Origin of the sequence: Streptomyces sp. NPDC002889, from assembly GCF_042888425.1 — a bacterium.
Classification (GTDB): domain Bacteria; phylum Actinomycetota; class Actinomycetes; order Streptomycetales; family Streptomycetaceae; genus Streptomyces.
In genome coordinates, this window is sequence record NZ_JBIAPT010000012.1 from 42282 (window position 1) to 54853 (window position 12572).

13 protein-coding genes are annotated in these 12572 nt (G+C 70.0%); 2 read left to right on the plus strand and 11 right to left on the minus strand.

The window, feature by feature from the left end; genetic code table 11:
- Positions 1-63 precede the first annotated feature (63 nt).
- From ACFYWI_RS19565 to ACFYWI_RS19575, 3 genes are all read right to left on the minus strand, one after another.
- Positions 64-417, minus strand: a complete 354-nt coding sequence (locus ACFYWI_RS19565) for a cytidine deaminase (RefSeq protein WP_389233602.1) — start codon at positions 415-417, stop codon at positions 64-66.
- Between the two features lie 67 nt (positions 418-484).
- Positions 485-1219 (minus strand): hypothetical protein, encoded by a 735-nt coding sequence (locus ACFYWI_RS19570; protein WP_389233605.1) that lies wholly within the window; start codon positions 1217-1219, stop codon positions 485-487.
- Positions 1220-1308: 89 nt separating this feature from the next.
- Positions 1309-2175, minus strand: coding sequence for a helix-turn-helix transcriptional regulator (locus ACFYWI_RS19575; RefSeq protein ID WP_389234113.1), 867 nt, complete (start codon positions 2173-2175; stop codon positions 1309-1311).
- A 117-nt stretch (positions 2176-2292) separates the two neighbouring features.
- On the opposite strand from ACFYWI_RS19575, the gene ACFYWI_RS19580 reads away from it, so the two are divergent.
- Positions 2293-3720 carry an MFS transporter gene (locus tag ACFYWI_RS19580; protein ID WP_389233608.1) on the plus strand — a complete coding sequence of 476 codons (1428 nt, stop codon included), beginning with the start codon at positions 2293-2295 and terminating at the stop codon, positions 3718-3720.
- A gap of 49 nt (positions 3721-3769) precedes the next feature.
- Here the strand turns inward: ACFYWI_RS19580 and ACFYWI_RS19585 are convergent, their stop codons facing one another.
- The 6 genes from ACFYWI_RS19585 to ACFYWI_RS19610 all read right to left on the minus strand — a co-directional run bounded on the left by ACFYWI_RS19585 (position 3770) and on the right by ACFYWI_RS19610 (position 9130).
- Positions 3770-4123 (minus strand): MmcQ/YjbR family DNA-binding protein, encoded by a 354-nt coding sequence (locus ACFYWI_RS19585; RefSeq protein WP_389234116.1) that lies wholly within the window; start codon positions 4121-4123, stop codon positions 3770-3772.
- A 5-nt stretch (positions 4124-4128) separates the two neighbouring features.
- The gene (locus ACFYWI_RS19590) at positions 4129-5427 is read right to left on the minus strand and encodes a hemolysin family protein (RefSeq protein ID WP_389233611.1); all 1299 of its coding nucleotides are present in this window, start codon (positions 5425-5427) and stop codon (positions 4129-4131) included.
- Positions 5424-5921, minus strand: a complete 498-nt coding sequence (gene ybeY / locus ACFYWI_RS19595) for an rRNA maturation RNase YbeY (protein WP_389233614.1) — start codon at positions 5919-5921, stop codon at positions 5424-5426. Before ybeY ends, ACFYWI_RS19590 begins: the two co-directional genes overlap by 4 nt.
- A gap of 12 nt (positions 5922-5933) precedes the next feature.
- Entirely contained in the window at positions 5934-6989 is a 1056-nt protein-coding gene (locus ACFYWI_RS19600; protein ID WP_389233617.1) for a PhoH family protein, read from the minus strand.
- A 183-nt stretch (positions 6990-7172) separates the two neighbouring features.
- The gene (locus ACFYWI_RS19605) at positions 7173-8282 is read right to left on the minus strand and encodes a carbohydrate kinase family protein (RefSeq protein ID WP_389233620.1); all 1110 of its coding nucleotides are present in this window, start codon (positions 8280-8282) and stop codon (positions 7173-7175) included.
- 176 nt (positions 8283-8458) lie between these two features.
- Complete coding sequence (locus ACFYWI_RS19610; RefSeq protein ID WP_389233623.1) at positions 8459-9130, minus strand: helix-turn-helix domain-containing protein; 672 nt, start codon at positions 9128-9130, stop codon at positions 8459-8461.
- 153 nt (positions 9131-9283) lie between these two features.
- Here ACFYWI_RS19610 and ACFYWI_RS19615 point away from each other — a divergent pair, with 153 nt between their 5' ends.
- Entirely contained in the window at positions 9284-10546 is a 1263-nt protein-coding gene (locus ACFYWI_RS19615; RefSeq protein WP_389233626.1) for a YncE family protein, read from the plus strand.
- 66 nt (positions 10547-10612) lie between these two features.
- Here ACFYWI_RS19615 and ACFYWI_RS19620 read toward each other — a convergent pair whose 3' ends face one another.
- Both ACFYWI_RS19620 and ACFYWI_RS19625 read right to left on the minus strand, forming a co-directional pair.
- Positions 10613-11614, minus strand: a complete 1002-nt coding sequence (locus tag ACFYWI_RS19620) for an adenosine deaminase (RefSeq protein WP_389233629.1) — start codon at positions 11612-11614, stop codon at positions 10613-10615.
- A 25-nt stretch (positions 11615-11639) separates the two neighbouring features.
- Entirely contained in the window at positions 11640-12569 is a 930-nt protein-coding gene (locus tag ACFYWI_RS19625; protein WP_389233632.1) for a ribonuclease Z, read from the minus strand.
- Between the last annotated feature and the right edge of the window lie 3 nt (positions 12570-12572).

A 12572-nucleotide genomic window follows, 5' to 3' on the forward strand; every position in this document is an offset into this window, starting at 1 on the left:
CCCTCACCCGTGCGCTCCCGCCGTACGGATGCCCTCACCGTGCGCTCCTGCGCACGCAAACGGTCAGCCGGCCTGCACCGTCGCCCGAAGCGTCCCGTCCGGCCCGGCCAGCAGCACCGGAGTCCCGGCGCCACCCAGGTCCCGTACCGCCGCGCGGTCCGCATCCGTGACCGCGTCGATGTCGGCGACGACGGCCGCGGCCTCCAGGGACTGTGCGCCGCTCGCGACGGCCATCGCGACGGCGGTCTGCAGCGCGCTGAGCTTCAGTGAGTCCAGGGCCACGGTCCCCGCGACATATGTGCGTCCGGTCTCGTCGCGCACGGCGGCGCCCTCGGGCACCGCGTTGCGGGCCCGGGCGCTGCGCGCCAGCGTGATGATCTTGCGGTCCTCGGGGCCGAGGTCGGTGCTCTGCGTCATGCCCCGAGCATAGATCGGCCGCCCGGATCGGATCCGGGCGGCCGGTCTGGGTACGTCAGGCGGGCTGTCAGCCCTGGACACCCTTGACGAGCTTGCTGCCCATGCGCGTGACCAGGTCGTCGAACGCCTTGACGGCCGCCGGGTCCTGACCCGGCATGTACGCGGCGCGGACGACGCCGGTGCCCTGGCGGGCGACCAGCATGCTGATCTTCATCTCGAAGCCCAGCTCCTTCAGGGTCATTGTCATGGTGAAGGTGTGCGACTCCTCACCGGCCTTCGGAGCCGCCAGCTTCTCGATCTTGAGGTCGGTCTTCTCGCCCTCGTCGGTGAAGCTGACAGTGGTACAGGTCTCCAGCGCGGTGCCGATGGCCTTGGTGTAGTCCGCGGCGCCGGTGCCCTCGAAGGTGAAGACCTGCTCGGCGAGGTTCTGCTTCTCGCCCTTGGTCGAGAACTCCATGCTCGGACCCGCGGTGGAGCCCTCGAGCGTCCCGGCCATCATGTTGGCGATCGGCTGGCACTCGGGCTTGTCCGCCTTCGGCGCCTTCGAGTCGTCGGCAGGGGCCTTCTTGGCCGTCCAGCCGGCCGGCAGGTCCTTGGCCTCGAGGGTCGCGGCCTTCAGCTGCTCGGCGGTCAGCGGCGTGGTGGGCGCCTCCGCCGGCTTCTCCTCGGAGCCCTTGTCCTTGCCCTTCTCGCCGGCAGCGGCGGGCTTCTTCTCGTCCTCGCCACCACAGGCCGCAGCCGTGAAGCACAAGGCGGAAACAGTCAGAGCGGCGGCAACGCCACGGCGCATACGGGTACGCATGAGTGAATAACTCCCCTGAAATGGAATGCTCAGCGGGGAGCTTCCCCCCTCCCCTGATGACGGGCACAGACAATACACAGATCAACTAGTCATCCCGCCACCGGATACATCGACCCCCGCCGGCCCGCCGGGCTCGCCAGCCACTGGAGCTTCGCCGCGGTGTCCGTGTCCGCGTCGGACACCGGCGTATGCATCACGATCGTCAGATCCGGCCGCGCCGGGACACGCAGCTGGGTCGACTCCACCAGCAGCCGCCCGACCAGCGGATGACGCATCTCCTTGCGCAGCTGACCCCCGGGCGCGATGTCACGCCGCTCCCACAGGGCCGTGAACTCCTCGCTCGCCGCCCTCGCCTCCTCCACCACCGCCTGAAAGCCCTCGTCGTCGGGGCATTCGGAGCAGGCAGCACGGAACTGTGCGACGACCAGCGGTGCGATCTCCTCCCAACCTGCTTGCATGGAGCGGTAGATAGGATCGGTGAAGAACGCGATCAGACAGTTCTGGACGTTGTCGGGGCGCATACCGAGCACCATGGCCGCCGCGTCGTTGTGGATGACCGTGTTCCAGTACACGTCCATGATGTGGGCGGGATACGGCATCCAGGCGTCGATCAGGCGCCGCAGCCCGGCGCACATGTCCTGGTCGCCCGGCTCCACTTCGGGCGCGGGCGGGTTGAGCCCGGCCAGTACGTACAGGTGGCGGCGCTCGGTGCTGCTGAGTCTGAGAACGCGGCCCACGGAGTCGAGGACCTGGGGCGACACGGTGATGTCCCGCCCCTGCTCCAGCCACTGGTACCAGGAGACGCCGACACCCGCGAGGACGGCGACCTCCTCCCGGCGCAGCCCCGGCGTACGGCGGCGGCCCCCGCCGTCCGGCAGGCCCGCCTCGGCCGGGCTGACCCGTGCGCGCCTGCTCATCAGGAACTCGCGCAGCTCGCCGAGGCGGTGCGCCTTCATCGCGTCCTGCTCGGCCGACCTGGCCACGTACTCCCCCTGTTGGTCAGTCTGGTGGTGCGGCCAACAGGATAAGTTCCCGCTCCCCAGCGCTGCTTGGGCCGCCGGAGAGTGTGGACCATGCCTGTCGACACCTCCACCACCGGGCTGCCGGCCGCCCACGCGGCCGCGCCGCCGCGGCTCGACCGCCGCGCCCGACTGATCCTCTTCGTGCTGTGCGCAGCACAGTTCATGGTCGCCCTCGACTTCTCCGTACTCAATGTGGCCCTGCCCGACCTCGGCAAGGACCTGGGTCTCGACCGGTCCGCGCTGCAGTGGGCGGTCACCGCCTTCGCGCTGCCGGCCGGCGGATTCCTGCTGCTCTTCGGCCGGATCGCCGATCTGTACGGACGCCGGCGGCTGTTCCTCGCGGGACTCGCCGTCTTCGGCGCTGCCTCCCTGCTGGCGGCGCTGGCCTGGAATCCCGCCTCGTTCCTCGCCGGGCGCGCACTGCAGGGGCTCGGCGCGGCCGTCATCGTGCCCACCGGTATGTCCTTGCTCACCACGACCTTCCCCGAAGGGCCCCAGCGCGACCGGGCACTGGGCATCAGCGGCACCCTGCTCTCGCTCGGCTTCACGATCGGCATGGTGCTGGGCGGGGTGATGACCGACACCCTCGGCTGGCGCTCCACGATGGCACTGCTGGTGGTCTTCACACTGATCGTGCTGCCCCTGGCCCCGGGGCTTCTGCCGGGGCCACTCCCCCGTGAGGGTGCCCACCTCCCCGAGCGGCCGCGGCTGGACGTACCCGGCGCGGTCACGGTCACCGGCGGTCTGCTCGCGCTGATCTACGCCCTGTCCACGGCGGCCGACCGCGGCTTCGGCGGGGCCGACGTCCTGGTCACGCTGGCCGCCGGAGTCGTCCTGCTGATCGCCTTCGTCATCGTGGAGTCCCGCAGCGACGCACCGCTGGTCTCGCTGCCGATGCTGCGCCGGCCCACGGTGGCGTGGGGCAATCTGGGCGGTCTGGTCACCTTCTCGATGATGAGCACGGTCGTGTTCGTCCTCACCCTCTACCTCCAGGAGACCCTCGGTCTGTCGGCGTTCCGCACGGGACTGGTCTTCGGCGTCCAGGGGCTGCTCTCCGTCGCCGCGGGCACGCTCGCGCCCCGGGTGATCGGCAGGTTCGGTGCCCGGCGGACCCTGGTGTTCTCACTCCTTGGCCAGGGCCTGTTCGTCGCGGCGCTGCTCGGGGTGGGCGCCGAGTCGGGTGCGCTGGTGGCCACCGCGGGCGTATCGCTGGCGAGCATGTGCCATCTGGGCGCGATCATCTCGTACGGACTGACGGTGACCTCGGGTGTGCCGGACGAGGAGCAGGGGCTGGCGACCGGCCTGGTCACCACGACCCAGCAGGTGGGCATCACCATCGGCATTCCGCTGCTGGGTGTGCTGGCGACGACGCAGGGCACACTGCTGGACGGAGTCCGCCAGGTGCTCGCCGTGGACGCGGCGATCGTGATCGCGGCCGCAGTCCTGGTCGGGCTCGGCCTGCGCCGGGCACGGCGTTGAACCGGGCACGGCCGTGAGTCCGGGGCTTTGCCCCGGACCCCCAGGCGCGTCACGCCCGGTCGAGCCGCAGCCGTTCCGCCTTCGGAAGGCCCGCCACGACCAGGTCGTACGAATCCTCGATGAGCTCCCGGACCATCTTCTCCGGGAGCTCACCGACGGTGACCGTGTTCCAGTGACGCTTGCTCATGTGGTAGCCGGGGACGATCGCCGGATGGTCGGCCCGCAGCTGCACCGCGATCTCCGGCTCGCACTTGAGGTTGACGCTCAGCGGCGTGGCGTCCAGCGCGCTGAGGGCGAACATCTTGCCCAGGACCTTGAAGACGGACACCTGCGGGCCGAACGGGAACTCCTCGGCCGCGCCGTTGAATCCGAGACAGAAGGCCCTCAGCCGCTGTGCGTCCATCGTCCTCATCCCGCGGTGTCCCTCTCGGCTTCCTTCTCCACCGGTTCCGCGAGGACCGTGACGATCTTGTTCCGTCGGCCGGCCGAGGACTCCGCCGTCAGCCGCAGTGCCCGGCCGTCCGGCAGGTCCACCACGGCGCGCGCGCCCGCGATCGGGACGCGGCCGAGCGCCTTGGCGAGCAGTCCGCCGACCGTCTCCACGTCCTCGTCGTCGAGTTCGTCCATCCCGTACAGCTCGCCCAGGTCGCCGATGTCGAGCCGGGCGGTGACGCGGAAGCGTCCGCCGCCGAGTTCCTCGACCGGCGGCAGCTCGCGGTCGTACTCGTCGGTGATCTCGCCGACGATCTCCTCGAGGATGTCCTCGATCGTCACGATGCCGGCGGTGCCGCCGTACTCGTCGATGACAACGGCGACGTGGTTGCGCTTCTGCTGCATCTCGCGCAGCAGGTCACCGGCGTTCTTGGTGTCGGGCACGAACACTGCGGGCCGCATCGCCGTGGAGACCAGATCGGTCTCCGCGTCGCGGTTGATGTGCGTCTTGCGGACCAGGTCCTTGAGATAGACGACGCCGACGATGTCGTCCTCGTTCTCCCCGGTGACGGGGATACGGGAGAAGCCGGAACGCAGCGCCAGGGTCAGCGCCTGGCGGATGGTCTTGAACCGCTCGATGCACACCAGGTCGGTGCGCGGGACCATCACCTCGCGCACGAGGGTGTCGCCGAGCTCGAAGACCGAGTGCACCATCCGGCGCTCTTCGTCCTCGATCAGCGACTCCTGCTCGGCGAGGTCGACCATGGCCCGCAGCTCGGCCTCGCTCGCGAACGGGCCCTTGCGGAAACCCTTTCCGGGCGTCAGCGCGTTGCCGATGAGGATCAGCAGCTGGGGGATCGGGCCCATCACCCTGGCCAGCGGCAGCAGGACGTACGCGGAGGCGGTGGCCGTGTTCAGCGGGTGCTGGCGGCCGATGGTGCGCGGGGAGACGCCGACGGCGACATAGCTGACGAGCACCATCACGGCGATGGCGACGAGCAGTGCCGTCCAGGTCTCCTCGAACTCCTCGAGGCAGGCGTAGGTGACCAGTACCCCCGCGGCCATCTCGCAGGCCACCCGCACCAGCAGCGCGACGTTGAGATACCGGGTGGGGTCGGCCGCGACCTGTTCCAGCTTGTCCGCGCCGCGGCGCCCTGACCGTACGGCCTCGGCGGCACGGAAGCTGGAGACGCGGGCGATACCGGCCTCCGCGCAGGCCGCCAGCCATGCGACGACGACCAGCGCCACGGCACCGATGATCAGTTGGATGGTCATGAGACGGTCGGCGCCGGGGAGGGACCGCTCAGGCCCTTCTCCGCCCGCCAGCCGTCGACGATCGCCGCCTGCAGACCGAACATCTCGGCCTTCTCGTCGGGCTCCTCATGGTCGTACCCGAGCAGATGCAGCACCCCGTGGACGGTCAGGAGCTGGAGCTCCTCGTCCATGGAGTGCTGCGTCGGCGCCTCTTCGCCCTGCCTCTTGGCGACCTCGGGGCAGAGCACGATGTCACCGAGGAGCCCCTGCGGGGGCTCCTCGTCGTCCTTGACCGGCGGGCGCAGCTCGTCCATCGGGAAGGACATGACATCGGTCGGACCGGGCAGGTCCATCCACTGGATGTGCAGCTGTTCCATGGCGTCGGCGTCCACGACGATCACCGAGAGTTCGGAGAGCGGGTGGATACGCATCCGCGCGAGCGCGTAGCGGGCGACGTCGAGGATCGCCTGCTCGTCGACCTCGGTTCCGGACTCGTTGTTGACGTCGATCGACATAGTGCGGCTGTTCTACTTCCCGTTTCGGCTGTCGTACTCCTCGTACGCGTCGACGATACGGCCGACGAGCTTGTGCCGTACGACATCCTGGGAGGTGAGCAACGAGAAGTGCACGTCCTCGACACCGTCCAGGATGTCCCGGACCTGGCGCAGACCGCTCTTCGTGCCGCCCGGAAGGTCCACCTGGGTGACGTCTCCCGTGATGACGATCTTCGAGTCGAAACCGAGCCTCGTCAGGAACATCTTCATCTGCTCGGGGTTCGTGTTCTGCGCCTCGTCGAGGATGATGAACGCATCATTGAGCGTACGCCCACGCATATATGCAAGGGGCGCGACCTCGATGGTGCCCGCGGCCATCAGCCTCGGGATGGAGTCGGGGTCGAGCATGTCGTGCAGTGCGTCGTACAGCGGGCGCAGATACGGGTCGATCTTCTCGTACAGCGTGCCCGGCAGGAAGCCGAGCCGCTCCCCCGCCTCGACGGCGGGCCTGGTCAGGATGATGCGGTTGACCTGCTTGGACTGCAGCGCCTGCACGGCCTTGGCCATGGCGAGGTACGTCTTGCCCGTACCGGCCGGGCCGATGCCGAAGACCACGGTGTGCTTGTCGATCGCGTCGACGTAGCGCTTCTGGTTGAGCGTCTTGGGGCGGATGGTGCGACCGCGACTGGAGAGGATGTTCTGGGTGAGCACCTCGGCCGGGGTCTCGGCGCCGGCGTCAGCGGTGCCGTCCTCGGCCGCCTTGAGCATGGCGATCGAGCGTTCCACTGCGTCCTCCGTCATCGGCTGCCCGGTGCGGAGCACGAGCATCATCTCGTCGAACAGGCGCTGGATCAGGGTGACTTCCACCGCGTCGCCCACCGCGCTGACCTCATTGCCCCGGACATGGATGTCGGCCGCCGGGAAAGCCTTCTCGATCACACGCAACAGGGCATCGCCCGAGCCGAGCACCGTCACCATCGGATGCTTGGCGGGAACGGTGAAGTGGGCTCGCGCCTGCCCCGGCGCTGGGGGTTCCGCCGCGCCCGCGGCGCGCAGGGGACGGGTCTGGGCGTTCGGTGTCTGAGTCATGGGCCGGCTCTGTGGCCTGCACATACCTCCCGTTGCGGGGTTCTCGCCGCTCGACAACCTCTGGGCACCAAGGGTACGACCTGACACCGACAAGACCGAGGGCTTTTCCGGGCGGGGCCCATGGGACGGCGCGGTGGCCGGGCGAGGGCTGGGCGTGCCCCGGACCGGGTGCCGCCCGTGCCGTCAGGCGGAGCGACCGAAGCCGATCGTCGGGACCGCCCGGCGCAGAGGCCAGGGCCTGGCCCGTGCAGGCAGCAGGGACTCCAGGAAGGCGTACCGGCGCAGCGCCGCCGGGTCCTGGTCCGAGAAGCCCTGGACACGCTGCCACCAGGCCGCGATCTCCGACCAGCCCGGTGCGGACAGCGATCCGCCGAACTCCTGCACCGACAGTGCGGCGGTCAGCCCGGCGAACGCGAGCCGGTCGGCGAGCGGCCAGCGCGCCAGGGTGCCGGTGACGAAGCCCGCCACGAACACGTCGCCGGCGCCGGTCGGGTCCAGCGCCTCCACATCGATCGCAGGAACCTCCGCGCTCTCGCCGGTGGCCCCGTCGACCGCGTACGCGCCCTCCGCGCCCAGCGTGACGACGGCGAGCGGGACGTACTCGGTCAGCGCATGGGCTGCGGCGCGCGGGCAGTCCGTGCGGGTGTAGCGCATGGCCTCCTCGGCGTTGGGCAGGAAGGCCTCGCAGTGCTCGAGGTCGGCGAGGTCACGGAGGTCCCAGCGGCCCGTCTCGTCCCAGCCGACGTCCGCGAAGACACGGGTGCCTCTACGGGCGGCCTGGGCGATCCACTCGGCGCGGGTGCCGGGGGTGAGGGCGGCGATCGCGGCACGGGCGGGCGGCGGGCAGTCGGGGGCGGGCTCGGGCGGCGGCGCCTCGTGGCCGTGGGACACCATGGTCCGCTCCCCCTCGTACGCCATGGAGACGGTGACCGGTGAGTGCCAGCCGGGCACGGTCCGGGAGAGCGAGAGGTCGATCCCTTCGCCCTGCTCGAGGGCGTCCCAGCAGTACTCGCCGTAGTGGTCGTCGCCGAAGGCCGCGGCGAGAGAGGTGTGCAGTCCGAGCCGGGCGAGAGCGGTCGCCATGTTGGCCACGCCGCCGGGGCTCGATCCCATACCGCGGGCCCAGGACTCGGTGCCACGCACGGGGGCGGAATCGAGGCCGGTGAAGATGATGTCCAGGAAGACATTGCCGCTGAGATAGACGTCGCAGGGCGGATCGGCCGGGGTCCGCAGTGCGCCCAGAGGGTCCAGACAGGCCGCTTGCCGAATGTGCTCATCGTCGCGAGTGGTCACCGTGCGCTCCCGTACGTGGTGCAGCTTCAAGCCAGTCTGCCCGATCGGGGACGCACCGGGCCCCCGCGCCGCCGGAGCCGCGGCCCGTCGCGGATCAGGGCACCGGGAGACACGACATCGCACGTCCGGACCGCCCCGACCCCGAGGAACCGGGGGCCCGCCCCAAAAGCCCCGCGTCAACGCCCTGCCGTCTCCCCCGGGTGGAGGGCGACCGGGTGCAGGATCCCCAGCAGCATCCGGACCAGTTCGTCGACCAGTCGGTCGAGCGTCGCGTCCACCCAGCCCGCGGTCCAGTCGTGCAGCAGGCCGTTCACACTGCCGATGAACGCCGTTGCCGCGATCCGGTGGTCGCGCGGCTCCGCCTCGCCCCGTTCGGCCGCAGCTGCCGCCTCGGCGCAGATGAAGTCGACCCAGCGGGCGCGCCGGGCCAGGCGTTGCCGCTCCAGCTGCGGGCTGACGCCGACGATTTCGATGAACGTGATCCGGATACGCCGCGGGTCACCGGTCACATTCGCCGCGTACGCGCGAAAGACCGCGGCGGCCCGCTGGGCCAGCGGCAGGTCCGCCGCGTCCGCGAGCGCGGCCAACGCCGCCTCCTCGGCCCAGTCGTTGACCTGGAGGTGCAGTGTGGCGAGCACCTCCTCGAGGGTCCGGAACTCCTCGTAGAACTGCCGCGTCGACAGACCGGCGGCCTCGCTCAGTGCCGCGACGGTGGTCGCCCGGTAGCCCGGGCTGTCGCCGAACAGCTCAAGTCCGGCGTCCAGGAACCGCCGGCGCCGCTCGGCCTGCCGTTCCTCGGCCGACTTGCCCGCGTATCGGCCGGTCGGTTGTCTGAGCCTGCCCGCCACCGGCCCCTCCCTCCGTCGATCGGGCTCATTTTTCCGTGCCCGAAGTCTTGTGGAGTGTGCCACTCGTCGCTACTTTCCAGGTCGCCCAATCTGAACGCGCCCGTATTCAGACTGTGCCCGGTGCCTGTCGGGCCGCCCGTGGAAGGAACGACGATGTCCGACTCCAGCACCAGGCGGGTCCTCGGCTGCCTCGCCACCGCACTCACCATGGCCGTCGCGGGTACCGTCACCGCGGCCGCCGCGTCCACGAGCGACGAGCACTCCGCCGGGCTGCGGGAGGTGATGTTCGTGGGCAACAACTGGGACGGCACGGCCGATGTCATCAAGTCCGGCGGCGACTTCGCGAGGATCGGCCGGGTCAACGTCATCCCGGACAAGGACCGGCGGCTTGCCGAGATCTACCTCAACCCGGTCAAGCTCGCCTTCTTCCTCGGCATCCGGCAGGGCCCGGGCGAGGGCCACGACCAGTTCGTCGACGACATGTACGCGACCCCCGACGGGTCGGCCATGGTCGTCTCCCGGCCGAGCTTCGCCGATGTCGTCTCGATCGATCTGGCAACCGGCGGGATCAACTGGCGTTTTCCGGTGTCGGGTTACCGCTCCGACCACATGGCCGTCTCGCCCGACGGCACCCGTGTCGCCGTCTCCGCCTCGACCTCCAACACCGTGCATGTCCTCGACATCGCCACCGGTGAGCAGGTCGGGTCGTTCAAGACCGGGGACAAGCCGCACGAGAACGTCTTCACCGACGGCGGCAGGTATCTGTGGAACATGTCCATCGGCGAGGTCAACACCGCCCTCGACGACCCGTTCTGGGACCGGACGAAGGGCGACCGCCGTATCACCGTCGTGGATACGAAAACCTTCCGGCAGGTCAAGGTCATCGACATGCGCCGGCGGCTCGACGCCTTCGGCCGCTCGGACCTGTCGGACGCGGTCCGGCCGGTCGCCTTCACCCCCGACGAGTCGACGCTCTACTTCCAGGTGTCGTTCTTCCACGGCTTCGTCGAGTACGACGTCGCCGCCGATCGGATCACCCGGGTGAAGACGCTCCCCAGGAACCCGGCGACCAGCGAGGACCGCACCACCTGGGTCAACGACTCCCGCCACCACGGCATGTCCATGAGCCCCAGGGGCGACAAGCTGTGCGTCGCCGGGACGATGGACGACTACGCGACGATCGTCGACCGGGCCTCGCTCCGGGAGAGCCCGCCGGTGACCGCGTCGAAGCCGTACTGGGCGACGGTGAGCGGTGACGGCATGTCCTGTGTCATCTCCGAGAGCGGAGCCGACAGTGTCACCGCGATCGACTTCGCGACCGGCAGGAAGGTGGCGACCGTCGCGGTCGGCGACCACCCGCAGCGGGTGCGGATCGCTCATGTGCCGGCGAACTGGACCGGCCCGTCCGCACGCTGACCGCGCCACCACCGAGCCCCCGGACCGGCCGATCAGGCGGCCGGTCCGGGCCCCGTTCCGTGCGGCCTACCTGTCGCGCTCGAAGTCGTACGCCTCGACCTCGGCCAGGAGCGCCGCCCGCCGCTCCTCGTCGTCCTCGAGGAACGACGCCAGGAACGAATTCCGGGCCAGCTCGCGCAGCTGCTCGTTGCCGAGGTCCAGCGCCTCGCGCACGGCGTGGAACGTGTCCCCGATGTAGCCGCCGAAGTAGGCCGGGTCGTCGGAGTTGACGGTGCACATCAGGCCGGCCTGCATCATCCGCGCCAGCGGATGCTCCTCCAGCACATCGATCACCCGCAGCCGTACGTTCGACAGCGGGCACAGGGTGAGTGGAATCCGCTCCCGCACCAGCCGCTCCACCAGCTCCGGGTCCTCCATGCAGCGCAGACCGTGGTCGATGCGCTCGACGCCGAGGAGGTCCAGGGCCTCGACGATGTACGCCGGCGGACCCTCCTCGCCCGCGTGCGCGACCCTGCGCAGCCCCAGCGCGGCCGCCGCCTCGTACACCTCGCGGAACTTCGACGGCGGATGCCCGACCTCCGCGGAGTCGAGTCCGACCCCTGTGATCCGGTCCAGATACGGCTTCGCGGCCTCGAGTGTCCGCATCGCGGATTCCGCCGACTCGTCGCGCAGGAAGCACATGATCAGCCGGGTGGAGATCCCGTGCCGCTCCTCGGCGCGCTCCAGTGCGCGGGCCAGACCCTCGACAACCGTGCCGAAGGCGACACCGCGGGAGGTGTGCGCCTGGGGGTCGAAAAAGATCTCCGCGTGCCGTACACCCTGCGTGGCCACCCGCGCGAGGTAGGCGTCGGCGAGCGCGGCGAAGTCGTCCTCGGTGCGCAACACCGCCATCAGTGCGTAGTACAGGTCGAGGAACGACTGCAGATCCTTGAAGAGATACGCGCGGCGCAGCTCGTCGGTGTCCGCGAACGGCAGCACGACGCCATTGCGCGCGGCGAGCGCGAAGGCGAGCTCGGGTTCCAGGGTTCCTTCGATATGAAGGTGAAGTTCGGCCTTGGGGAAGGGCATGTGCCCACTCTAGGAGGGTGGGGCCTCAGGACCTCTTGGGCACGCGGATGCGCCACAGATCCTGGGCAACGGTGAGCTCACCCTCGAACCCGGCCGCGCGAGCCTGCCGTTCGAACTCGGCCCCGGGTGCCTCACCGGCCGCTCCCGGCACGCTGTAGCGCTGCGAGAAGTGGGTCAGCACCAGGTGCCGCACACCCGCGTCCCGTGCCGCCCGGGCGGCCTGACCTACCGCCAGATGACCGTGCTCGGTGGCCAGCTCCTCGTCCTCGTCGAGGAACGTGGACTCGATGACAAGCATGTCGCAGCCCTGGGCCAGCGCGTGGACGCCATCGCACAGGCGGGTGTCCATCACGAACGCGAACCGCTGCCCCCTGCGGACCTCACTGACGTCGTCGAGCGTGATGCCGCCGAGTGCACCGTCACGCTGCAGCCGCCCCACGTCCGGGCCCTTGATGCCGTGCAAGGCGAGCTTCTCGGGGAGCATCCGGCGGCCGTCCGGTTCGACGAGCCGGTAGCCGTACGACTCGACGGGGTGCGAGAGCCTGTGGGTCTCGAGGGTGTACGAGGGAGTGCGCGCGAGCACGCCGTCGGCGGCGACCGGGACCTGGTCGAGCCGCACGGTCTCGCGGTAGGCCGTCGCGTACCGCAGCCGGTCGAAGAAGTGCTCCCCGCTCGCCGGATAGTGCGCGCTGACCTGGTGCGGGACCCGGTCGAGATTGATCCGCTGGATCACTCCCGCGAGCCCGAGGGAGTGGTCGCCGTGGAAGTGCGTGATGCAGATCCGGTTGATGTCGTGCGCGGACACCCCGGCACGCAGCATCTGGCGCTGGGTGCCCTCGCCCGGGTCGAAGAGGATGCCTTCGCCGTCCCAGCGCAGCAGATAGCCGTTGTGGTTGCGGTGCCGGGTGGGAACCTGGCTGGCGGTGCCGAGCACGAACAATTCACGTACGGACAAGGT

Bases quoted from the DNA above. Each gene is read 5' to 3' on its own strand.
- ybeY (WP_389233614.1), bottom strand. From the start codon at position 5,921: ATGTCGATCGACGTCAACAACGAGTCCGGAACCGAGGTCGACGAGCAG.
- ACFYWI_RS19615 (WP_389233626.1), top strand. From the start codon at position 9,284: ATGTCCGACTCCAGCACCAGGCGGGTCCTCGGCTGCCTCGCCACCGCA.
- ACFYWI_RS19590 (WP_389233611.1), bottom strand. From the start codon at position 5,427: ATGACCATCCAACTGATCATCGGTGCCGTGGCGCTGGTCGTCGTCGCA.
- ACFYWI_RS19570 (WP_389233605.1), bottom strand. From the start codon at position 1,219: ATGCGTACCCGTATGCGCCGTGGCGTTGCCGCCGCTCTGACTGTTTCC.
- ACFYWI_RS19575 (WP_389234113.1), bottom strand. From the start codon at position 2,175: ATGAAGGCGCACCGCCTCGGCGAGCTGCGCGAGTTCCTGATGAGCAGG.
- ACFYWI_RS19565 (WP_389233602.1), bottom strand. From the start codon at position 417: ATGACGCAGAGCACCGACCTCGGCCCCGAGGACCGCAAGATCATCACG.
- ACFYWI_RS19585 (WP_389234116.1), bottom strand. From the start codon at position 4,123: ATGGACGCACAGCGGCTGAGGGCCTTCTGTCTCGGATTCAACGGCGCG.
- ACFYWI_RS19620 (WP_389233629.1), bottom strand. From the start codon at position 11,614: ATGCCCTTCCCCAAGGCCGAACTTCACCTTCATATCGAAGGAACCCTG.
- ACFYWI_RS19600 (WP_389233617.1), bottom strand. From the start codon at position 6,989: ATGACTCAGACACCGAACGCCCAGACCCGTCCCCTGCGCGCCGCGGGC.
- ACFYWI_RS19580 (WP_389233608.1), top strand. From the start codon at position 2,293: ATGCCTGTCGACACCTCCACCACCGGGCTGCCGGCCGCCCACGCGGCC.